Annotated in this window: 23 protein-coding genes; 3 read left to right on the top strand and 20 right to left on the bottom strand. The window is 51.5% G+C overall.

Going from position 1 to position 23,071, the window contains the following annotated elements; genetic code table 11:
• Positions 1-288 precede the first annotated feature (288 nt).
• The 13 genes from F822_RS03060 to F822_RS03120 all read right to left on the bottom strand — a co-directional run bounded on the left by F822_RS03060 (position 289) and on the right by F822_RS03120 (position 12,132).
• Positions 289-678 (bottom strand): hypothetical protein, encoded by a 390-nt coding sequence (locus tag F822_RS03060; RefSeq protein WP_025040559.1) that lies wholly within the window; start codon positions 676-678, stop codon positions 289-291.
• Between the two features lie 63 nt (positions 679-741).
• Positions 742-1,629, bottom strand: coding sequence for a succinate--CoA ligase subunit alpha (sucD, locus tag F822_RS03065; protein ID WP_025040560.1), 888 nt, complete (start codon positions 1,627-1,629; stop codon positions 742-744).
• Positions 1,630-2,820: a malate--CoA ligase subunit beta gene (locus F822_RS03070; protein ID WP_025040561.1), complete on the bottom strand. Its 1,191-nt coding sequence runs from the start codon at positions 2,818-2,820 to the stop codon at positions 1,630-1,632.
• 342 nt (positions 2,821-3,162) lie between these two features.
• Positions 3,163-4,113: an HpcH/HpaI aldolase/citrate lyase family protein gene (locus tag F822_RS03075; protein ID WP_025040562.1), complete on the bottom strand. Its 951-nt coding sequence runs from the start codon at positions 4,111-4,113 to the stop codon at positions 3,163-3,165.
• Between the two features lie 279 nt (positions 4,114-4,392).
• Positions 4,393-5,382 (bottom strand): endolytic transglycosylase MltG, encoded by a 990-nt coding sequence (gene mltG, locus F822_RS03080; protein WP_025040563.1) that lies wholly within the window; start codon positions 5,380-5,382, stop codon positions 4,393-4,395.
• Between the two features lie 323 nt (positions 5,383-5,705).
• On the bottom strand, positions 5,706-6,953 hold the full coding sequence (gene fabF, locus F822_RS03085) for a beta-ketoacyl-ACP synthase II (protein ID WP_025040564.1): 1,248 nt from the start codon (positions 6,951-6,953) through the stop codon (positions 5,706-5,708).
• Positions 6,954-6,988: 35 nt separating this feature from the next.
• Positions 6,989-7,225: an acyl carrier protein gene (gene acpP / locus F822_RS03090; protein WP_011380423.1), complete on the bottom strand. Its 237-nt coding sequence runs from the start codon at positions 7,223-7,225 to the stop codon at positions 6,989-6,991.
• Positions 7,226-7,384: 159 nt separating this feature from the next.
• Positions 7,385-8,125, bottom strand: coding sequence for a 3-oxoacyl-ACP reductase FabG (gene fabG, locus F822_RS03095; RefSeq protein ID WP_197272878.1), 741 nt, complete (start codon positions 8,123-8,125; stop codon positions 7,385-7,387).
• Between the two features lie 83 nt (positions 8,126-8,208).
• On the bottom strand, positions 8,209-9,159 hold the full coding sequence (fabD, locus tag F822_RS03100; RefSeq protein ID WP_025040566.1) for an ACP S-malonyltransferase: 951 nt from the start codon (positions 9,157-9,159) through the stop codon (positions 8,209-8,211).
• 197 nt (positions 9,160-9,356) lie between these two features.
• Positions 9,357-10,316, bottom strand: coding sequence for a beta-ketoacyl-ACP synthase III (locus tag F822_RS03105; protein WP_025040567.1), 960 nt, complete (start codon positions 10,314-10,316; stop codon positions 9,357-9,359).
• Positions 10,313-11,374 carry a phosphate acyltransferase PlsX gene (gene plsX, locus F822_RS03110; protein ID WP_025040568.1) on the bottom strand — a complete coding sequence of 354 codons (1,062 nt, stop codon included), beginning with the start codon at positions 11,372-11,374 and terminating at the stop codon, positions 10,313-10,315. Before plsX ends, F822_RS03105 begins: the two co-directional genes overlap by 4 nt.
• A gap of 55 nt (positions 11,375-11,429) precedes the next feature.
• Complete coding sequence (gene rpmF / locus F822_RS03115) at positions 11,430-11,609, bottom strand: 50S ribosomal protein L32 (protein WP_025040569.1); 180 nt, start codon at positions 11,607-11,609, stop codon at positions 11,430-11,432.
• 25 nt (positions 11,610-11,634) lie between these two features.
• On the bottom strand, positions 11,635-12,132 hold the full coding sequence (locus F822_RS03120) for a YceD family protein (RefSeq protein ID WP_025040570.1): 498 nt from the start codon (positions 12,130-12,132) through the stop codon (positions 11,635-11,637).
• Between the two features lie 225 nt (positions 12,133-12,357).
• Between F822_RS03120 and F822_RS03125 the strand changes: the two genes are divergently transcribed.
• Together F822_RS03125 and F822_RS03130 are read left to right on the top strand one after the other, a co-directional pair.
• Positions 12,358-12,954 (top strand): Maf family nucleotide pyrophosphatase, encoded by a 597-nt coding sequence (locus F822_RS03125; RefSeq protein ID WP_025040571.1) that lies wholly within the window; start codon positions 12,358-12,360, stop codon positions 12,952-12,954.
• Positions 12,951-13,658 (top strand): SAM-dependent methyltransferase, encoded by a 708-nt coding sequence (locus tag F822_RS03130; RefSeq protein ID WP_025040572.1) that lies wholly within the window; start codon positions 12,951-12,953, stop codon positions 13,656-13,658. Before F822_RS03125 ends, F822_RS03130 begins: the two co-directional genes overlap by 4 nt.
• Positions 13,659-13,678: 20 nt before the next feature.
• On the opposite strand, the gene F822_RS03135 is transcribed toward F822_RS03130, so the two are convergent.
• The 3 genes from F822_RS03135 to F822_RS03145 form a co-directional block, all read right to left on the bottom strand.
• Positions 13,679-14,629 carry a S49 family peptidase gene (locus F822_RS03135; protein WP_025040573.1) on the bottom strand — a complete coding sequence of 317 codons (951 nt, stop codon included), beginning with the start codon at positions 14,627-14,629 and terminating at the stop codon, positions 13,679-13,681.
• A gap of 245 nt (positions 14,630-14,874) precedes the next feature.
• Positions 14,875-15,180, bottom strand: coding sequence for a hypothetical protein (locus F822_RS03140; RefSeq protein ID WP_025040574.1), 306 nt, complete (start codon positions 15,178-15,180; stop codon positions 14,875-14,877).
• Between the two features lie 15 nt (positions 15,181-15,195).
• Positions 15,196-16,215 carry an RluA family pseudouridine synthase gene (locus F822_RS03145; RefSeq protein WP_407938243.1) on the bottom strand — a complete coding sequence of 340 codons (1,020 nt, stop codon included), beginning with the start codon at positions 16,213-16,215 and terminating at the stop codon, positions 15,196-15,198.
• A 417-nt stretch (positions 16,216-16,632) separates the two neighbouring features.
• On the opposite strand from F822_RS03145, the gene F822_RS03150 reads away from it, so the two are divergent.
• Positions 16,633-19,479 (top strand): Rne/Rng family ribonuclease, encoded by a 2,847-nt coding sequence (locus F822_RS03150; RefSeq protein WP_025040576.1) that lies wholly within the window; start codon positions 16,633-16,635, stop codon positions 19,477-19,479.
• 150 nt (positions 19,480-19,629) lie between these two features.
• Here the strand turns inward: F822_RS03150 and F822_RS03155 are convergent, their stop codons facing one another.
• From F822_RS03155 to F822_RS03165, 4 genes are all read right to left on the bottom strand, one after another.
• The gene (locus F822_RS03155) at positions 19,630-20,130 is read right to left on the bottom strand and encodes a low molecular weight protein-tyrosine-phosphatase (protein ID WP_025040577.1); all 501 of its coding nucleotides are present in this window, start codon (positions 20,128-20,130) and stop codon (positions 19,630-19,632) included.
• A gap of 216 nt (positions 20,131-20,346) precedes the next feature.
• Positions 20,347-21,723, bottom strand: coding sequence for a phosphomannomutase/phosphoglucomutase (locus F822_RS03160; RefSeq protein WP_025040578.1), 1,377 nt, complete (start codon positions 21,721-21,723; stop codon positions 20,347-20,349).
• 109 nt (positions 21,724-21,832) lie between these two features.
• Positions 21,833-22,039: a zinc-finger domain-containing protein gene (locus tag F822_RS14810; protein ID WP_082204591.1), complete on the bottom strand. Its 207-nt coding sequence runs from the start codon at positions 22,037-22,039 to the stop codon at positions 21,833-21,835.
• A 38-nt stretch (positions 22,040-22,077) separates the two neighbouring features.
• Positions 22,078-22,998, bottom strand: a complete 921-nt coding sequence (locus F822_RS03165; protein ID WP_025040579.1) for a branched-chain amino acid transaminase — start codon at positions 22,996-22,998, stop codon at positions 22,078-22,080.
• Positions 22,999-23,071: the final 73 nt, after the last annotated feature.

Consider the following 23,071-nt stretch of genomic DNA (forward strand, 5'->3'; position numbering starts at 1 on the left):
ATATCTGTCTTTTCTGTAAAACCCCCAGGGCTATCCCCAAGGCCTCCCTAAAACACCGCGTAGCCTAAACGTACAACTACTTCATGTCAAGAAAATTGAGGGTAGTTGAGGGTAGTATAGCGAACAAATAAATTGTCCGCGCCGGTACAAATAATCTGTCCGGGCCTGCCATTCCAAAAAAAGCGTAGAAAAATAGATGGGGTGGCTGCGGGAGGTATGTAATACAAAGTTGAAAAAAACACAGGAGAAAAAAATGCAGATTTAGAGGAAACGCTCAATATCCGGATATTATTTCGTCGCAAGCCAGAATACGACACCGGCCAGCACGCCAACCAATGAAATACATGCGATCAGCAGGATCTTTACCCGGATCCGAAAAACTTCGATAGCCTCAACGACAAGTGCATTCTGTTCAGCAAGTGATTTGATCAGCTCAGCGGACGCTCTCTGTTCATTGCTCAATTCAATGATTTTTGCCTCTAACAGACGAACCCGCTTATCCAGCTTATCCGGATTAACCGACCCGTCGCCGACTGGCGAGCTTGATGCGTCCGCAAAACCACTCGAGTCGGACTTTGCCGCGGAAAAAACCTGTTTCGCCGCTTTGACAATATGAGGTGCGGATTCCAGCACGCTTCCCCATGGAATGATTTTTAGCGCCGTTATCCAGATTGCCATTTTTAAACCTCACTCTCAATCACATCTGGCAAAACCATGATCTGCGTAGAAGTTACATAGAAGTTACATTCTGGACAATACCGCTGCAACGGTTTCACCAATGGCAGAAGGTGTCGGACAGATCGTGACACCAAGATCCCTCAGCATAGCAACCTTTTCCGCCGCACTTTCGCCCGGAGACGAAATAATCGCGCCGGCATGCCCCATGCGACGACCTTCCGGTGCGGTTAAGCCTGCGATATAGGCAATTACCGGCTTGCTCATATGATCTCTGGCAAAAATACCGGCTTGAACTTCCTGCGGCCCTCCGATTTCGCCAATCATGACGACTATTTCCGTTTCAGGATCTTCTTCGAACTTTTCCAGGATATCACGATGGGAACTGCCTATGATCGGATCCCCGCCAATACCTACCGAAGTGGATATGCCGATACCCAGAATCCTCATCTGGTCTGCTGCTTCATAACCCAGCGTTCCAGAGCGGCCAATAACCCCGACATTTCCTTTCTTATAGATGTGCCCCGGCATGATTCCCAGCATTGCCCGGCCTGGGCTGATCGTGCCGGCACAATTAGGGCCCGTGAGCACCATTCTATCTTTGATAGAAAAACGTCGCAAAAAGTTCTTGACGGTCATCATATCCTGTGTGGGAATCCCGTCAGTAATGGCCGCACAATATCTGATACCGGCATCCGCCGCTTCCATGATCGAGTCCGCTGCAAACGCGGGCGGCACAAATACGATAGTGGCATCCGCTTCGACTTGTTCCACAGCTTCTTTTACCGTATTGAAGACGGGCAGACCCAGGTGTTGCTGTCCGCCCTTGCCGGGGGTTACGCCTCCCACCACGTTTGAACCGTAGTTGATCATATCCTGCGCATGAAAGGTACCGGTTTTACCAGTGAAACCCTGGATTATGATGCGCGTGTTTTCGTCAATTAAAATAGCCATTTACATTCCTTTGCATTCTTCTGCAACTACCTCATTACGGGCCTGGACAACTTTATCCGCCGCTTCCGCCAACGTTTTTGCCGTGATAATGGGAAGACCGCTTTCAGCAATGATGCGTTGACCTTCCTCAACATTTGTGCCTGATAAACGTACAACCAGCGGGACCTTGATACCGATATTGTTCACGGCATGCACGACGCCTTCCGCGATCCAGTCACAACGGTTGATCCCGGCAAATATATTGACCAATATTGCCTTAACCCCTTTATCGGCCAATACCAGACGAAACGCCTTTTCTGTACGCTCAGCAGATGCGCCACCGCCAACGTCAAGAAAATTTGCGGGATCTCCGCCAGCCAGTTGAATCATATCCATGGTGGCCATAGCCAGACCGGCGCCGTTAATCACGCAACCGATGTCGCCATCCAGGCCGATATAACTCAGTCCTTGATCGCCAGCTGCCATTTCCCGTGGGTCCCCCTGAGTTTTATCGCGCAACTCAGCAACTTCATGACGTCGAAACAAGGCATTGTCATCAAAACTCATTTTTGCATCCAATGCGATGAGTTCGCCGCTGCCCGTAACAACCAGGGGGTTGATTTCCAGCATATTCGCATCGAGGTCGCGTAACGCGCGATAGCAACCCTTTATCGTTTTGACAGCATGGGTTAATTGCGTAGCTTCCAACCCTAGCGCAAAAGCCATCTCCCGCGCTTGAAAATCCAGGAGACCGACAGAGGGTTCAATGTAAACTTTTTTTATGGCATCAGGATCTGTTTCAGCCAACTCCTCGATTTCCATTCCGCCTCGGGCAGAACCTATCATGACGACCCGCTCCGAACTCCGGTCAATCAAAAAGCAAAGATAGATTTCTTTGGCAATTTGCGTCCCTGCTTCAACGTAAACCCTTGAGCAAATTTTACCCATCGGCCCGGTTTGATGCGTTATCAAATATTTTCCCAATAATTCTTCCGCAGCCGCTTTAACTTCATCATGCGTCTTGCAGATCTTGATACCGCCGGCTTTACCGCGCGCTCCTGAATGAATCTGTGCTTTTACTACCCAAACATTTCCGTCAATTTCTCTAGCCCGCTGTACACTTTCATCGGGGCTGTAAGCCAGACCGCCTTCCGCGATCTTGACGCCATATTTCGTCAGAATCTCTTTCGCCTGATACTCGTGTATATCCAAGATGCATCACCTTATTTTATTATCAAATAGTCTTATCCGGTTATCTCATGAGGCTGTAGCAGAACAGACCACGTCAATCAATGAGAACCATGCCCGTCCTAACGGGTCCCGGTGCGGAATTGATCGTTTTTGAAGGCAGGAACCCTCAGCCGAAGCAGATTCGGGCTTCACAGGCGCCAGCCTTTCTATGCTCCGTCAAGATGGACAAACCTGCCATGCATAGATAGGGCTCCGAGCAGCTAACTGTTTCAATAGAAATGGCTTCCTGCAATTCCATAACCCATTCCGATAAGTCAACAACCAGCAAAGAAAAGGCCGCTAATCGCGGCCTCGAAAAGTGCATTACACGCCTTTGGCGCGCATCGCCTCTGCCATTCTTACCACGTTGTTGGCCATTCTCGCCGAAGCGGCATCGATGAGCCGGCCATCCAATGCAGCTGCGCCTTTACCTTGAGCGGCCGCCTCTTTCAAGGCAACCAGGATAAGTTGTGCTTTTTCGATTTCTGCGGCAGGCGGCGTAAATACATCGTTGGCGAGCGCGACTTGAGACGGATGGATAGCCCATTTACCCTCACAGCCTAATGCTGCGGCTCTTCTCGCCGCCAATTTGAAGCCATCCGGATCTTTAATATCGCCAAACGGGCCGTCGATAGGGCGCAACCCGAAGGCACGGCACGCAACGGTCATGCGGCTGATGGCGGCATGCCATTGATCACCCGGATAGTCCGGATTGAGTCCCCCAATATTTGTTGTTCTGGCGCGATTACTGGCAGCATAATCAGCTACCCCAAAATGTAGCGCTTCAAGGCGGCCCGCCGCTCCGTTTCGGGCGATGTCTTCTACGTTTGCCATTCCTAAAGCGGTTTCGATCAACGCTTCAATACCAATTCTGTTTTTTAGCCCTTGTTGCATTTCCAGCTGGTTCAGCATGGCTTCAACCATATAGACATCAGAATAAACCCCCACCTTCGGAATTAATATGGTATCCACCTTGTCGCCTGCTTGCTCGACCAGATCAACCACGTCGCGCACCATGAATTGCGTGTCCAGGCCATTTATGCGCACAGAGACGGTAATGCCATGCGCTTTCCAGTCCAGATCATTGAGCGCTTCGATAACGTTTTTACGCGCGGTCAACTTGTCGTCGGGGGCAACTGCGTCTTCAAGATCGAGGAAGATGAAATCTGCACCACTTTTCAACGCCTTCTCAAACATGCCCGGGTTTGAACCGGGAACAGCTAATTCACAGCGTTGGATGCGCAAAACGGATGCTTCATATAATGTATGACTCATTAATCTTCCTGATCGAATTTAATTGATTTGGAGGCGTAGTTGGAGAGGACTACGGATTTTCAATGTTCAGCCTTGGTTGAACCAATGCAACCCGGGCCCCATTTTGTTGTTTATTGATAACTCGCCATTCTACTTTTGAAGACGGTAATGTCAATTTACTTTTGGTAATGGAGGAAATCATTGGCTGGAGTCCAGGCAAGCCGTAGATCGATCAGCGTTAATTCGGCCGTATTTTTTATTATGGATTAAATGCATTATGAATAAGAGCGAGTTTTGGCGCTATTGCTTCTGATATCTTGATACGGCGCGGTTATGCTCCGCCAAATCATTGGAGAAGTGCGATTCTCCCTTCCCTTTGGCGACAAAATAGAGCGCATTGGTCCGGGCGGGATTGAGCGCAGCCTGAATGGAGGCGAGCCCCGGCAAAGCAATGGGCGTCGGCGGCAAGCCGCGGCGTGTATAAGTATTGTATTCCTGATCAGTTAAAAGGTCTTTTTTTCGGAGATTGCCATCAAACTTGTCGCCAAGACCATAAATAACGGTGGGATCAGTTTGCAATAACATGTTTAATCGCAACCGGTTGAGGAAGACAGCGGCTACCAGGACGCGGTCGCTTTCCTTTCCGGTTTCTTTTTCGACGATTGAAGCCAGGATCAAAGCTTGGTAGGGGCTTGCCAGCGGAAGATCTGCCGCGCGCTCAGCCCATGCGGTGGCGACATGATTCTGCATCACATGATAGGCACGTTTTAATATCGCCACGTCACTGCTGCCACGTGCAAAAAAATAGGTATCGGGAAAAAACAATCCTTCTGCGGCGGTTTCGGTTGCGCCGATCAGTTGCAGGATTTCGCCGCTGGTCAAACCAGCAGTGTCGTGCCGAAGCGCCGGGTGCTCATCCAGCGTCTGCCTGAGCTGGGAAAAAGTCCAGCCTTCTATGAATCTGATCTCGGTCTGATTGATGTCACCGCTGGTGATGCGTTCAAGCAGTTGCAGCGGCGAGATACTTGCACCAATCTCATAATCACCCGCCTTGACCGATGACGCAGCCCCCATTACCCGCGATAGCAGGACAAAGGACCACATATCCGGCAAAATGCCAGCGTCGGCTAATTGCTTTGCGACACTTTTTAAACTGCTGCCCGGCTTGATGGAAAATTCGTAAGGAACCGTAGGGGGCTGAACGGGAATATTAAGTTGGTAAGCGAGCCATCCAGCGAACAGCAAGACCCCAGCAAAGGCAAGAAAGATCAAGCGTTTTAGCGTACGCAAAAGAACCTCTGAATAAGTCTGTGAAGCGCTCGGTTGGCAGCTCGACTGGCAAAATCGGGATGATCACAATGCGTGAAGGGTCAGCCACAAGTATGACGTAGTGGATGAACTATTTTACCGCAACTCGAAGATATGTGGCTCGCGGACGGCGTTGCCAGTTTGAGGCCGAAGAAAGCTCCTTGGCGCTGCACGAGATATCCCGAAGCAAGATAGGGAGTTCGTGTTTCCCCCGGAATGGCACGTCCCTCGAAAGGCATTACTCCGCCTGCACGATCCGGCTCACTTTTATAGTGGGCCTCGTTTATCATTACCTTAACCGAAAATCAGGTTTTACGGAAAACAAGTGTGCCATTTGTGCCGCCAAAGCCAAACGAGTTTGACATGGCAGCGTTAATTTCCATTTTCCGAGCGGTATTGGGAACGTAATCCAGATCGCACTGGGGATCCTGATCAAAAATATTAATAGTGGGCGGAGCCACCTGATGATATAAGGCCAGGGCACTGAATATGGCTTCAATCCCGCCAGCAGCCCCGAGCAGGTGCCCAGTCATCGATTTTGTAGAGTTCACCACAAGCTTTTTCGCGTGTTCGCCAAAGCAGCGCTTCACCGCGACAGTCTCCGCTATATCGCCCAACGGCGTCGAGGTGCCGTGCGCGTTGATATAGTCCACTTCAGTGGAATTCATCCCCGCATTTCTGAGCGCATTATTCATACAGCGCGCAGCACCTTCTCCATCTTCCGAAGGTGCTGTCATATGATAGGCGTCCGCGCTCATGCCAAAGCCGGCTAGCTCAGCGTAAATTTTCGCGCCGCGACGTTTGGCATGCTCCAGCTCTTCCAGAACCAGAATCCCGGCGCCTTCCCCCAGGACAAAACCGTCCCGACCCTTGTCCCATGGCCGACTGGCGGTAACAGGATCGTCGTTGCGGGTCGACAGCGCCCGCGCCGAGGCAAAACCGCCAATGGCAAGTGGCGTTACACATGACTCGGCACCGCCTGCCACCATCACATCCACATCTCCATACTCGATCAACCGGGCTGAGTCGCCGATGCAGTGGGTAGCGGTGGTACAGGCAGTGACAATGGCGAGATTCGGTCCCTTGAAGCCAAACATAATGGACAAGTTACCCGCAATCATATTAATGATGGTGCTGGGTATGAAAAATGGAGATATCTTGCGCGGACCGCCAGCGTGAAAAACATCATGCGTGGCCTCGATCATCGGTAAACCGCCGATGCCGGAGCCAATATTGACGCCAACGCGCTCGGCATCGAGAGAGGTATTGGCTATATCGTCAATACCTGCGTCCCGGACCGCCTGGATGGCTGCCGCCATGCCGTAGTGGATGAAGATATCCATACGACGCGCATCTTTGGCGGAAAGATATTCCGTAACGTCAAAATCCTTTACTTCTCCGGCTATCTGAGAGGCAAATGTGGAAGCATCAAAACGAGTAATTCGTGTAATGCCGGATTTTCCAGCGAGAACGTTAGTCCACGCATCTGAGACGGTGTTACCGACAGGCGAAATCATGCCCAGTCCGGTGATAACTACCCTACGCTTGGACAAGGTGGCTCCGATATGGGATGTGCTTGAAGCAAAAATTAATTGCTGTGGGAATTGATGTAGTCGATAGCCTGCTGAACAGTATTGATTTTCTCTGCCTGTTCATCAGGGATTTCGCATTCGAATTCTTCTTCCAGTGCCATGACCAGCTCTACGGTGTCAAGCGAATCGGCACCCAGGTCATCCACAAAAGAAGATTCACTCTTGACGTCGGCCTCATTCACTCCTAACTGCTCGGCCACTATTTTTTTTATACGCTGCTCTACATTTTCCATCTAAATACCTCTTCCGGTAAGAAAAACGCCGTCATTCTAGCAAGTTTTTGGTATTAATAAAATCTGAACGCTTTGAAGCTCAAAAGTAATCAACCTGACCCATAAAGGGGTTTTCCCGGTAATTTACTGGTTGAATGGCAAAAAATTGAGGATGCACTATTAATCCATATACATTCCGCCATTCACATGAAGTGTTGCGCCGGTAATATACGCTGCGCCCGGCGACGCAATAAAAGCGACTGCCGAGGCGATCTCTTCCGGACGCCCCAATCTGCCCAGGGGGACTTGCTGGAGCAGAAGTTGCTGTTGTTTTTCAGTAAGAGAACGTGTCATGTCAGTCTCTATGAAACCCGGTGCAATACAATTGACAGTGATGTTGCGGCTACCCACTTCACGCGCTAAAGATTTACTGAAACCGGCTATACCGGCTTTGGCAGCGGCATAATTAGCCTGCCCCATATTGCCGGTAGAGCCTACCACTGAGGAGATATTGATTATGCGCCCATAACGGGCCTTCATCATGGCTCTCAGCACTGCGCGGCTCAAACGGAATACTGATTTGAGATCAGTTTCCATGATTTCATCCCATTCCTCATCTTTCATTCGAAGAAGCAAATTATCGCGGGTGACGCCGGCATTATTCACCAGGATTGCGATATCGCCAAATTCCTCTTGTACGGCTTTAAGGACGCTCTCAATCTGAACAGTATCGTTTACGTTCAATGTCATGCCGACACCCTTGAGGCCCGCTTCCTTGAGGTAGCCGCTAATGATTTGGGCGCCGCCCTCGGTAGTGGCAGTGCCTATCAGGGTGGCATTTTGCCTGGCCAACTCAAGCGCAATGGCCCGACCGATACCGCGGCTGGCGCCGGTTACGAACGCGATCTGATTTTGCAGCATTATTCTCCAGTACACCCAGTCAAGATCAACAAGGATAAGCTCTGCGCTATAAAAGCCGCCAGGCTCATCAATAGTACAGCAACCTACAATAATATGTCGGCAGCATGGCGAAGCGCTACGCTGTCCGCCAGTGCCAGGCTCTGCAAATTCGCATCTATACGTTTGGTAAGCCCCGACAGCACTTTTCCCGGCCCACACTCCACCACATGGGTAACGCCGACGGAAGCAAAAGAGCGAACGATTTCGGTCCAGCGCACCGGGCTGCATAATTGCCGTATCAGAATGCTTTTTATGCCTTCAGGATTTTCGTGCCGCTGCACGTCAGCATTGTGCAACAGTGGCGTTTCTGGCGCCCTAAGCATCAGCGATTCCAACCGCTGTTGCAGTCTGCCGGCCGCCTGGCTCATGAGGGAACAATGCGAAGGTATGCTCACAGGCAACATCAGCGCCCGCTTCGCGCCTTTCGACCTGGCCAGTTCCATCCCGCGCATCACTGCATTCTTGTGACCGGCAATCACTATCTGGCCAGGCGAATTAAAATTCGCTGGCTCCAGCAATTCTCCGTCGGAAGAATTTGTGATTTCGTCGCAAAGCGCTTTCACTACCTCATCGTCAAGCCCGAGAATTGCCGCCATGGCGCCGACACCTTCCGGTACTGCCTGTTGCATTACCTCGGCTCGAAAGCGTACCAATGATAGCGCATCTGAAAAAGCCAGCGCGCCCGACGCCACCAAGGCGGTATATTCTCCCAGGCTATGGCCCGCCATGAGTACTGGGTTCACATCTCCTAGGCTTTGCCAGGCGCGATATACCGCAATGCCGGCCATCAGCATCAGCGGTTGAGTATTGACAGTCAGATTAAGCTCATCGGTCGAACCATCATTGACCATCGTCCAAAAATCCTGCCCGAGCACAGAAGATGCCTCGGCAAAGGTTTCGCGCACGATGGGGAAATCAGCATAACCCTTCATCATGCCTATCGATTGCGAGCCCTGCCCAGGAAAAACACATGCGAATTTTACGGAAGCAGTCATTGTTGACTGCATCCATTTGAACAGAAGCAGTTGATAATTTCTGGATATCTTTGGATGAGAGTAAAACCGGGATAACAGTGTTGCATTGAATTAGGAAATAGCATTCTTCTAATGCCTTATTGCGACAAACAATAAAAGCGAGGGATAATCAGACGGTAAAAGCACGCTTCTTGTGATTTACGCGGAGGTTGGCGGCTCTACCATGAAATCAATACCGCTCCCCAGGTAAATCCTCCTCCTACGCCCTCCAGAAGTACATGCTGACCGGATTGAATGCGGCCATCGCGTACGGCAACATCCAGCGCCAGCGGAATGGAGGCGGCTGAAGTGTTGCCATGCTTGTCCAGCGTGGCAACCACCTTTTCCATCGGTATACCCAATTTTTTTGCCGTGGAAATAATGATACGGATATTAGCCTGATGGGGAATCAGCCAGTCAATATCGGATACCTCCAGATTATTTTCCGCCAAAGCCTCGCGCACAACATCTTCCAGGACTTTTATAGCAAATTTGAAGACCGTATTACCTTCCATCATAACAAACGGGTTGCCTTGAATCTTGCCATGAGAAAAGCTTCCAGGCGCCGTCAGGATACCCTTATAGCTTCCATCCGCATGAAGATGGCTTGAAATTATTCCCGGGCGATCGCTCCGGGTGAGTACGACAGCACCTGCGCCGTCGCCGAATAGCACGCAGGTACTACGGTCGCTCCAGTCGAGTATGCGCGAGTAGACTTCCGCCCCGACGACCAGAGCCGTACGATATTTTCCGGCACGAATAAACATATCAGCGGTGGCAAGCGCATAGATAAAGCCGCTGCATACCGCCTGCACGTCAAATGCAGCGCAATCCTTCACGCCGAGCTTATCCTGCAGAATGCAGGCCGTACTGGGAAAAATCACGTCCGGCGTCGTGGTGGCGACAATAATCAGATCGATCTCTCCAGCATCGATCTTCGCGGCCTTCATTGCTTCACGGCTGGCATTGAGCGCCAGATCGCTCGCCATCTGGCCATCCGCCGCGATGTGCCGCTGCGCGATACCGGTACGACTGCGTATCCACTCGTCGCTGGTATCCACCATTTGCTCAAGATCAAGATTGGTGAGGATTTTTTCAGGCAAATAGCTGCCTGTCCCGATAACCCTGGAGTACATCATGCGCGACTCTCTTCCGCCAGAGGCCGAGGATATAAGGATGAGCTTTCCGGATGATGCGGCAGCTGCGCAACCCGTTCGCTGATGTGATTCAGCATTCCGCTGCGAACCTCATCCACCGCCCGGGCAATAGCGAAACCAAACGCGTGACTATCAGCCGAGCCATGGCTTTTAATGACGACCCCGCGCAACCCCAGCAAACTGGCACCATTGTATCGGCGGTGATCCACCCGGCGCTTGAATGCATTAATGACTGGCGAGGCGATGAGTCCCGCGAATTTTGTGAATAGATTGCGCCTGAATTCCTCACGCAAGTAAGTGGAAAGCATTTGCGCCACCCCTTCCGAAGTTTTCAGGGCCACGTTACCCACGAATCCGTCACATACAACCACATCGGTTGTTCCTTTATAGATGTCGTTACCTTCGATATTGCCGTAAAAATTAAGGCCGCTGTTACGCAGCAGCTCTGCTGCCCGTTTCACTACCTCATTGCCCTTGATCTCTTCCTCGCCTATATTCAGCAAGCCGATGCTGGGCTTCTCATTGTTTTCAACGGAAGATATCAAGGTTGCCCCCATCACCCCGAATTGAAGCAGATGCTCCGCACTACAGTCCACGTTGGCACCTAAATCAAGCACATAAGTGTGCCCTTTTATGGTGGGCAATACCACGGCCAGAGCCGGCCGGTCGATTCCAGGAAGTGTTTTCAGCACAAACCGGGACGTTGCTATCAATGCGCCGGTGTTACCCGCGCTGACGCATGCCTGTGCTTCACCACTCTTTACCAGGTTGATAGCGACTCGCATCGAAGAGTTTTTCTTACCTCGCAATGCGAGGGCGGGCGACTCGTCCATGCCCACTACTTCACTTGCGGAGTGAATCCTCAACCGGGAGCTGGGGGCAACCTTGGCGGCGCGCAATTCAGTTTCGATAACGTCGGGCAGTCCAACCAGAATGATGTCACTTCCAGTGTTACGATGGAGATACTCGACGACTGCAGGAACCGTCACATGAGGGCCGTGATCGCCACCCATGCAGTCTACCGCTACGGTGATATTCAATTTTGGAACGCCCTTGAGGTGGGGATAGATTTGATCCCCAGAACGGCGGGGCGATTTAATCTCCTTTTGCTTTGACGACCTTTCTGCCCCGGTAATAACCGGTGGGGCTGATGTGGTGACGCAAATGTACTTCGCCAGTACCAGGGTCCACCGTCAACGGCGAACTGGTGAGAGAATCATGCGAACGGTGCATGCCGCGCTTGGATGGGGATTTCTTGTTCTGTTGGACTGCCATGGTATTCAGCTCCTTAAATATATTTTCAATGCAGGCTTTTCAGTGCCGCCAAGGCAGCAAAAAGCGATCTTTCCCCTGCCGTATCCTTACCATCCTGCTTGATCGAGCATTCGCTTTCCCGATGACGTGGGGAAAGTGGCAAACTCAGGATTATTTCGTCCTCGATCAGCGCCACAACATCCATGTCAGGGGTCGCCAGAACACACTCGACCGACTCATCTTCATCAAGGCGGGACAGCTCATTTTCATTTTGCGCCAGCAGCAGATACGCCCGCAAATCCAGCACATATCCATATTCGCCCAGACAACGCTGGCAACAGAGATTTATCGACCCCTGAACAGCTATTTTCAGGAGCGGCCTGGCATTTATGTCCAGCGCGCCAGTTATCGCGTATTGCAACTCGCCGCCGCCGGATGTCAGATAATCCTGTAACCGATCGAGCTCGGACAACGCGATTTTACCATGATGCGCCCCGGCATTACGGGCAAAATCGAGAGCATCAATGATGAGTCGTACCGGCATAAGAGTAGAAATCTTTTTTATAAAATGAAATGCGAATATTCTCTTTCGCGTATTGCCCACCACCCCGCTTCAATTTTATCCGTCAATGCTATTCAATTGATAAGTTTGTGTATTTAAGATTAAAATCTGCCGGCATGTATTCTTGTGGGCGTGTATGTAGTATGTATACGGCGCGCATAATATATTTTTTGCCTCTGAGTGTCAAAAACCTGATAAAGATAAACTTTGAAAACACAACGAATTGCCCAGCGACTTGTGTTGGGATCCAGTTCCATATATCGCCACGAACTGCTTCGGCGCTTGCAAATTCCATTTGAAGTTTATAATCCGGAAATAGACGAAACCCCCCTGGCCGAAGAGCGTCCTGACACGACTGCCTTGCGCTTGGCCGCCGCAAAGGCGCGCATGGTTGCCGTGAGTCACCCTGATGCCTTGATCATAGGCGCTGACCAGGTAGCGGTATTGGAGGGGATTCAGCTCGGCAAACCGCTCAATCATGCAAATGCGACCCAGCAGTTGCGCCTCATCCGCGGAAAAGAGGTTGTATTCCATACTGCCTTGAGCCTGCTGAATAGCGATAAAGACAATATGCAGATACGACTTGTCTCGTCCCGCGTCAAATTCCGTGAACTAAGCGACCGGCAAATTGACAATTATCTCGATAGAGAACAGCCGTATCACTGTGCCGGAAGCGCCAAGCTCGAGGGATTGGGGATCGCATTGATCGAACATATCGTAAGCGAGGATCCCAGTGCACTGATCGGGTTACCGCTGATTGCACTGGTGGAAATGCTGACGCGCGAAGGTGTGGAAATAGTGTGAATTCCGGTACTCTCTATCTCATTCCCGCTCCCTTGGGCCCAAGTGATATCACCTGGATAATCCCCCCCGCTGTCCGACAATGTGTAGCGGCACTTGATCATTATATTGTCGAGCACCCAAAGACCGCGAGGCGGTTTCTGAAACAGATCGGTTGCGTCCTGCCAATACAGAAAATCAGCATGCAGGTATTGGATGAACACACTCAAACCAGGGAATATGAAAAACTGCTTGCACCCCTCCTCGAAGGCAGCGATATCGGACTCTTATCTGAAGCGGGCTCTCCGGCGGTAGCGGACCCTGGGGCAGGGTTAGTGCGCCTTGCTCATCAAAAAAATATCAGGGTGGTGCCGCTGGTAGGGCCATCCTCCATACTGCTGGCGCTGATGTCGTCGGGATTGAACGGTCAGCGCTTCACATTTCACGGTTACCTTCCCGTTGAAAATGACAGGCGTACCAAAAAAATAGTTGAGCTGGAAAAAAATTCGTTAACCGGCGATCAAACCCAGATATTTATCGAGACGCCATATCGTAACCAAAAGTTGCTGGAATCCATTCTTTCCACCTGCCGTGATGACACTGCTCTTTGCATCGCCTGCAACCTCACCCTGGCAGATGAATTCATTTCAACCAGAACAATCCGAGAATGGAAACAAGCTTTGCCCGATGTTCATGACAAACCCGCCATCTTTTTGCTGCAGGGCTGACCGATCAGGCAAAATTGTAATCACCGCAACCCTCCACTGATTCCCGTGGTAATCAGTGCCTCCGCCGCTACCGCGCCGAAGCGCCGGGCGAGACGCTCGCTGAATCCTTCCCGGGTCGTGTAATCCACGATGTGTTCAGCTTTGATAATTTCCCGCGCGACATAGTCTGCACTGCCTATCGCATCGACAAGCCCCAGTTCTATGCTTTTTTGACCTGTCCAGACGATGCCGCTGAATATCTCCGGTGTTTCCTTCAGGCGCCCCCCCCTTCCCTCCTTCACTACCTGAATAAATTGTTCGTGGATATCGTTCAGCATTTTTTTGGCGTATTCCTCCTGACCCGGATTGGGAGGCGAGAAAGGATCAAGAAAGCCCTTGTTTTCCCCTGCGGTGAGCAGCCGCCGTTCGACACCAAGTTTTTCCATCGCGCCCGTAAAACCGAATCCGTTCATCAGCACGCCGATGGAACCGACCATGCTCGCTTTATCCACGTAAATTTTATCGGCAGCGACGGCAACATAGTAACCACCGGATGCACAGATGTCTTCTACTACGGCATAAAGAGGAATTTCCGGGTACTCGGCACGCAGACGGCGGATCTCATCATTGATGTACCCCGCCTGTACCGGACTGCCGCCCGGGCTGTTGATGCGCAGGATCACGCCCTGCGTTTTTGCATCCTTGAACGCATGCTGCAAGCCGGCGTTGATATTATCAGCGCTGCTAACGCTATCGGGAGAGATTACGCCCCGCAGCTCTACCAGGGCAGTATGTTTACGCGACATGGACATATCGTCCCCACTAAACCAGCCAGAGAAGATGAATAACAAAATAAACAAATAGATAAATGTAAGCGACTTGAAAAATATGCTCCATTGACGCGCCCTGCGCTGTTCCTGCAAAGAAGAGAGCGCCAGTTTTTCAAGCACCTGCTTTTCCCACCCTTCGTTGCGATTTTCTGAATCTGCCATGTTATTTCAATCCTTCCAATGAAGTGATATAGCGAACTGCGCGGAACCGAGTTCAACCAAAACGTTACGCTTTCTACCCTATTTCCGCAAACCCCTTCCCCTTGCCTGAGTCAGGGACAGAATCCTGGCAGGCCTCTCACCGCCGCAAAAATCAGGTATATCGCTCGCCGAGCCCATTATCCTAAATCCGGTAGTTGACCGCTCATTTAATAGATCAGTATTATGATTAATAACAATATTTCATATTATTTGACGCTCACCTTCCGGGTAAGGGCGCTACGGGGCGAATTGCACGGTTTTTGCGGCACATGGCTGCGATGCAACTTCTTGGAATGGAACGGCGCCCCGAAGCGTCGCCCGAGGACCCCGCGAAGCGGGGATCGGACAGCGCAGGGGATGCCGCGATCGCGTTCCGCACGCAAGGGGGCGCCCGCATCCCGCTTCGGGGTCGCACCTTCCTGCGGAAGGCACTGCTCCGCCCTGCGCGGTCGCATTCCGCGTCGTTGCGCCTTGCCCTGCACCACAAAAACCGTACACTTCACCCCGTCCATCTACCGGATTCAGGATTATGGGCACAAAGGCGTACTATCGGCATCCAGCTCAAGCAAAAATTTGCGTAGGTCTTCCGCCAGCGGCGCCTCAATACGAAGCTTTCTCCCGGTTACCGGATGCGTAACTTCGATGATAAAGGCATGCAGGAACATGCGCTTGAGACCTCGTTCGGGGCCAAGCCTCATCAGTTCCCTGTTCAATGCGAAGTCTCCATACTTATCGTCGCCTGCTATGGGGAAATCCAGATGAGCGAGATGCACGCGAATTTGATGAGTACGGCCCGTTTTTAACTCCGCTTCCAGCAGACTGAAATTCTGCCAGGATTTTTTCAGATTAAAAACGGTGTGAGAGCTCTTTCCCTCTTCGCTTCCTTTCCCATCGGCAATCACCGCCACGCGCCGTTCGCCCGCGGGCGTCACGTATTTCCTGAGAAACAGCTTGACGCTTTGTCTCGTATTGCGCCAATTGCCTTTTACCAGCGTAAGGTACCGCTTTTCCATCATCCCTGCACGGATCACCCGGTGCAATTCAACGAGCGCAGCCCGGTTCTTGGCCAGGAGCAAAATCCCGGAAGTCTCCCTGTCGAGGCGATGGACCAGTTCCAGAAATTTCCAGTCGGGGTGCTGGGCGCGTAATTGCTCGATGACACCGAAACTCACGCCGCTGCCACCATGCACTGCGACTCCCGCAGGCTTATTGATGACGATAAGGGCTTCGTCCTCAAATAAGATTTCGAATGGAATAAATTGGCTTTTAGTTACTTTCTTTCTGGGTGCAGAACTTCTTTCCGCCATCCTCACCGGTGGTATACGTACCATATCGCCCAGTTGAAGATGACAATCCGCACCGATGCGCTTGCTGTTAAGTCGAACCTGCCCGCTTCGCAATAGCTGGTAGATATGACTTTTAGGCACATTTTTCAGGCGTTTGATCAAGAAATTATCGATACGCTGACCTTTACTGTCCTCGCCTATAATTTCTGTAACCGCCGGACTCAGAGGAAATTCTTTGCCTAAATCCTTAGTTCTACTTATACTTGCCAATTCGGGGTTCCAGCCTATCCTTTATCCGGTGCGTAAAGTGGCGCTGTTGATGGGATTTTGTCCGAGGTATAAGAGCCAATCCCGAAATCTGGTTAACGTCGCTCACCACTAAAGTAGCGATAGTAATGGATTTACGCGCTCGAAGCACACGTCGATTTCAGTTTTCAGTTTCGTAGCGCCCGCTTGCGGGCAGCCATAGTCGAAGCCTGATTGAAACTTAATTTCCTGGCTCTGCTTGTCAGAAAAGCAGGGCCACTGTGACAAGCCAGAGAAATAGTCATCTTACACCAGCAGCCCGACATACATGACAAAGTTGCCTGACTAAAAGCTCTCGTATACGCTGCGTCGGGGGACTTTCCTCTTCGCGCGTAGGCTATCTACCCGTGACCAGAGCGCGGGGGGCATAAAATGAAACGCATGCTATTTAATGCGACACAGCCGGAAGAACTGCGTGTCGCCATTGTTGATGGTCAAAAACTGATTGACCTCGACATTGAATCTGCCGGCAAGGAACAACGCAAGAGCAATATCTACAAAGCCGTTATTACCCGCCTTGAGCCGAGTCTCGAAGCCGCTTTTGTCGAGTACGGCGGGGAACGGCATGGCTTTCTGCCATTCAAGGAAATTTCCCGCTCTTATTTCAAGGAAAATGCAGACCCAGCCCGCGTTCGCGTCCAGGATGCGCTCCGTGAAGGCCAGGAGCTCATCGTTCAGGTGGACAAGGATGAACGCGGAACCAAGGGGGCTGCCCTAACCACCTATATTTCCCTGGCAGGCCGCTATCTGGTCCTGATGCCCAATAATCCTCGCGGCGGAGGTGTATCTCGCCGCATAGAGGGCGAAGACCGCGCGGAACTGCGTGACGTCATGGCACAACTGAGCATTCCTTCCGGCATGAGCATTATAGCCCGTACCGCTGGAATAGGGCGAAGTGAAGAAGAATTGCAGTGGGATCTCAATTATTTGCTGCAATTGTGGCGCGCCATTGAAGATGCTTCCAGCAGCCAAAGCGGCGCTTTCCTGATTTATCAGGAAAGCAGTCTGGTAATCCGCGCCATACGAGATTACTTTCATCAGGAGATCGGCGAAATCCTGATCGATACTGAAAGTATCTATGAGCAGGCGTGCCAGTTCATGAGCCACGTCATGCCGGCCAATGTCAACCGGGTCAAACTCTACCGCGACGATGTGCCACTATTTTCACGTTTTCAGATTGAGCACCAGATCGAGACCGCTTATTCGCGGCAAGTTACACTACCCTCGGGCGGTGCTATCGTTATCGATCACACTGAAGCACTGGTGTCGGTTGACGTAAACTCGGCACGGGCCACCCGTGGTTCGGATATCGAGCAAACAGCGCTCAACACGAACCTGGAAGCCGCCGAAGAAATCGCACGGCAGTTGCGTCTGCGCGACCTGGGCGGACTCGTAGTGATTGACTTCATCGACATGGAAATCGCTCGTAACCAACGTGAGGTGGAAAACCGGCTGCATGATGCGTTGCGTTATGACCGCGCACGCGTGCAGATGGGCAAGATTTCCCGTTTTGGTTTGCTTGAACTATCGCGTCAACGCCTGCGTCCTTCGCTGGGTGAGAGCAGTTATATCTCCTGTCCGCGTTGTCATGGCACCGGACACATCCGCGGCACTGATTCCTCTGCATTGCACATTCTCAGGATAATTCAGGAAGAAGCGATGAAAGAGAATACCGCCGTGCTTCACGCTCAAGTACCGGTTGATGTGGCTACCTATCTATTGAATGAGAAGCGCTCGGAAATTCATGCAATCGAAGCCCGATTAAAGGTAAGTGTAGTACTGATTCCGAATATTCATCTCGAAACACCGAACTACAACATCACCCGCTTGCGCCATGACGATGTGAAACTGGGTGAAATTCAAACCAGCTATCAAATGGTGGAGAAACCGGCCCCGGAAATTTCGTTACCCTCAGCTGCGCAGGAGGCCAAGCCGGCACGGCAGCAAGCTGCTGTGCGAGGTATTACGCCGCCGCAACCCGCTCCGATACGTGAGCATAAACCTCATCATGAACCCGAGCAGCTTTCTTTTCTGGATAGAATATTCAGCTGGTTCAAGCAGATGGGTGTGGCAGAAAAAAACATGCGGCCAGAGCAGGTAAAGACCGGTCCGCAACGAGTAGACCGCGGCCGTGGTCGACGGGAGCGCGGGCGCGAAGTGCGCGATGGCGAGCACGAAAAAACACCGCGGGTCACTCAGCGTGGGCGCGACGATCGTGGTGAGCATGGCGGTGAAGCCGCTAATGCATCAAGTCTTGCCCGGGACGCTACGCCTCAGCGTGGGGAACGTAGTGATGCGAAGTTGCAGGGTGAACGCTCCGCTCAAAAAAAGCATCCGCGGCCACCACGCGAAGAGAAAATCCGAACCGAACTCAAATCACGACCAGAAGAACAGCCTGTAGCTGAAGAAACCTTGCAGCAGGGTGAAGACAGCGGACGACGTAGACGTCGTGGCGGGAGGCAGCGTGATCGGGGCGACCGCACAGAGCGGGCTCCCCATGAAAATAAACAGTCAGCGGTGACAGATTCTCACACTCAGCGAGCCGCTGACCAGGCGACGCATGAAAAAAGCCCCATTCCGGAAACCCTTTCCGCATCAATGCAGGAGCCATCGGCGCTCATCCTTACCCTCCCTCCTCTGCAGGGAGCGGAGACACCTTCGGAATCAACGGGTAACCCTCATTCTGAATCTTTGCATGAGGATGAAAATATGCCGGTAATTGATATGCCGGTAATTACCCAGCCAGTGTCGGCAGCACCGACCTCGCCCTTACCTGTCCCGATAGCGCCCGAGCCGGAAACGGAGCAGGATAAGCAGCAAACCGTTCAGGAACCCATTCATGAGTCCGCTCATGAACCCGTTAAGGAACTAGCAACAGCAAGCTCGCCCGCCTCTATCACAACCATACCGGAACCGTCTCCGGATGAAATTGAAATTGGCAACACAAACAATGGAGCTGCCGCTGCCGATATCGAGGTAATGATCCCTGTACCCGAACGGGAAGAAACCCGTTTGCCCCAGCGATCGCCGGCAATCGAACCGTTGAACCTGGTGGCGAGTGGATTAATCATGATCGAAACCCAACCGGAGAAGATAAAAACGGCTGAAACCGAGGCGGCAGTAGAATCAGCGCTACCGCAACGCCGGCGGAAAAGAACACCCCCTCCTCCGGTAGTTAACCAGGAAGAACCGTTAGTGCAAGTCGAAACGCATAAATAGGATTCGGTATCTGCAAAAGATAAAAGGCGGGACAGAACACTCCCGCCTTTTTTACTGCACCTGCGAAGTACTTGTTCAGGCGCCGTTCTCAAGCAGCCTGTAGGACCGGCCAGACACTCTCTCGCCGCAATTCTTCAATCCGACAGGCTGTTAGCTATTTTCACCGCGAAGCCGGATGAGCAATCCGCGTCCCGCTTCCTCGACCATATTCAGTACGTGCTCGAAACCCTGATTTCCTCCGAAGTAGGGATCAGGCACTTCCTCCACGCCTTCCGAATATCGCTCACTGTATTGCATAAACAACCCAAGCTTATGGCTGTATTGGGGCGGACATTCTCGTTCGAGTATGGCCAGGTTGGCCCTGTCCATCGCCAGAATATAGTCAAAAACCTCGAAATCCGTTTCATCCACCTGACGCGCGCGCAATTCCGTTGCGTCATAACCTCGCCGCGCTGCCGCTTTCTGAGCCCGCGGATCCGGCGGTGCACCGATATGATAATCATGCGTACCGGCGGAATCGATGTGGATGGCATTCTCAAAGCCGGCAGCGATAACTTGATGTCTAAAGACAGCCTCCGCAGTGGGAGAGCGACAAATATTGCCCATGCAAACAAACAAAACACGAGTCTTGGTATTTTCTCCTCTGTTCATAATAATCAGCAATACCTCCTTCTGCCCCTATTCCATCTTATCCACACATAATATTATACTACATTGTCATATCAAGTATTGCCGGTGCTGTCCCGCAAGTTGAAGAATCGAAATTCCGCATAATAGCGAACTTTTCAACAAGTGCGACGACTGCTGAGCGCGCCGATCAACTGGACTGGCAACTGAACCGCAAAGCGGGAACGCTGTTGAGGTTACCTAATACGGCAACTCCGCATCCGGTTTGACCTGTAAAATAACCTTGCGAAAATCCTTCTGTATACGGTTTAAAGCTGCCTCGTTGTCAGCCTCAAATCGTAGCACGATCACGGGCATGGTATTGGATGAGCGTGCCAATCCAAAACCGTCCTTATATTCGACCCGCAGTCCATCGGTGGTAATCACGCGCTCCGGATTATCGAAGTGCGCAGTTTTCTGTAATTGCGCGATAACGTGGTAGTTTTCGCCTTCTTGCAATCTTATCTGCAACTCAGGGGTGCTAAGGGCATCCGGAATTTCATGGAGTGCAAGATTGATATCCGTTGTGGAACTGAGTAGCTCCAGCAGACGCGCACCTGCATAGAGTCCATCATCAAATCCATACCAGCGTTCATTAAAAAAAATGTGTCCACTCATTTCTCCGGCCAGCAACGCACCGGTTTCTTTCAATTTACCTTTTATGAATGAATGTCCTGTCTTCCACATGATAGGCTCGCCACCATGTTGCCTGATCCAGGGAGCAAGATTGCGAGTACATTTCACGTCAAAAATGATCCGTCCGCCCGGATTTCTGGACAATACGTCGGCAGCAAACAACATCAATTGGCGATCGGGATAAATAATGGTGCCGCTCTTGGTAACCACCCCCACACGATCACCGTCGCCGTCGAAGGCAAGACCTATTTCCGCATCGTCGGTTTTAAGCGCCTCAATCAGATCTCGCAAGTTCTCGGGAACGGACGGGTCGGGATGATGATTGGGAAAAGTCCCGTCAACCTCGCAGAACAACTCGGTTACCTCGCATCCCAATCTGCGATATAGCTCAGGTGCATACCGGCCGGGTACACCATTACCGCAATCAATGACGATTTTCATGGGACGCGTCAGCTTCACATCGCTGGTTATGCGTTGAAGATATGTTTCGGCAATATCGTGCGTGCGATAGTCGCCATTGCCGTAAGAAAAATCATTATTTTCAATCCGCACACTCAAGGCTTGAATGGATTCAGCGGCCAAGGTTTCACCGCCCAATACCATCTTCAAGCCATTATATTCCGGAGGATTGTGGCTGCCGGTAACCATAATACCTGAATAATTGCACAACATATGGGCAGCGAAGTAGAGCATGGGGGTGGCGACCATCCCGACGTCTATCACGTCGATACCGCTTTTTTGCAAACCTTTCGCGAGTGCCTGCGCCAATTCCGGGCCTGATAACCTGCCATCGCGCCCTATCGCTATCGATGCAAGTCCGCGTGTTCGTGCTTCAGATCCGATAGCCTGGCCGATGGCTTCGACGATTTCAGCGGTCAGTGTTTTCCCGACAATACCTCTAATATCGTAAGCCTTGAAAATTTCTTGCGGGAATGTGTGCATGAGATTGGCGTGAGGTTGAATAGCAATATTTGAGTACAGTTCAAAAAACAGCCATAGTCACCGATCAGGACTATGGCTTTCTGTATTCAGCATCAAATACCGGCTTTCGTTAATGATGACCTGGCGCCGCGCCCCCTTTGAGCTTATAGCGCGTACCGCAGTATGGACATAGTGCTTCGCCTGTGCCTTCTATCGGCAAGAACACGCGGGGATGCGAATTCCATAACAACATTGATGGCATTGGGCAATGAAGCGGCAAATCATCAAGGGTGACTTCGATTTGGCGCTCTTTATTATTGCTGGCGTGATTCTGCATCGTTTCTCTCAGCTTGTATCAAATATAGATTCGCGGAATCAGACGTAGGTGAGCCAGTCGGCATGATTTTCGGTCTTGCCCCTGGCACAGTCAAAAAACATGGTTTGCAGCCTTTCCGTTATCGGGCCGCGTTTTCCGCTGCCGATTCTACGATTATCGAGTTCCCGAATCGGGGTCACTTCCGCTGCAGTACCGGTAAAGAAGGCTTCATCAGCACAATAAACTTCATCGCGGGTAATTCGCTTCTCGATTACCGGAATTCCGATTTCTTCGGCAAACGTCAGGATGGAAGCACGCGTGATACCCTCGAGGCAGGAGGTCATATCCGGCGTATAGAGCTTGCCATGCTTGATGATAAATATATTTTCGCCCGCTCCCTCTGCCACATAGCCGTCCACATCCAGCAGCAGCGCTTCATCATAGCCGTCAGTCGCAACCTCCTGGTGAGCCAATATCGAATTTGCGTAGGTCGCAACCGACTTGGCACGACACATGTTGACATTGACATGATGACGCGAGAATGAGGATGTCTTGACACGAATGCCGTTTTCCAGGCCCTCCGTGCCCAAATAGGCACCCCATGGCCAAGCTGCGATAGCCACATGCACGGAAAGCGTCGTGGCTGAAATACCCATAGCTTCGGAGCCGTAGAAAACGATCGGCCGGATATAGCACGATTCCAGCTTGTTCTGCCTGACCATATCGCGCTGCGCCTCCATCAGCGTCGCCTTGTCATAAGGTATTTTCATCATGAAAATATGTGCGGAATTAAACAAACGATCCGTATGCTCCTGCAGACGAAAAATCGCAGGGCCTCGGGGCGTTTGATAGGCACGCAAACCCTCGAATACGCCTAACCCATAATGCAGGGTGTGGGTAAGCACATGAGTGGTAGCATCACGCCACGGAATTACTTTTCCATCGCTCCAGATCACGCCGTCGCGGTTGGACATTGACATTCAGGGACTCCGGAGAAAATTGAGAATTGCGTATTCTAACGCATTTTTCCTTGAAAAATGAAAACGCTGGCTG

Origin of the sequence: Nitrosospira briensis C-128 (assembly GCF_000619905.2) — a bacterium.
Classification (GTDB): Bacteria; Pseudomonadota; Gammaproteobacteria; order Burkholderiales; family Nitrosomonadaceae; genus Nitrosospira; species Nitrosospira briensis.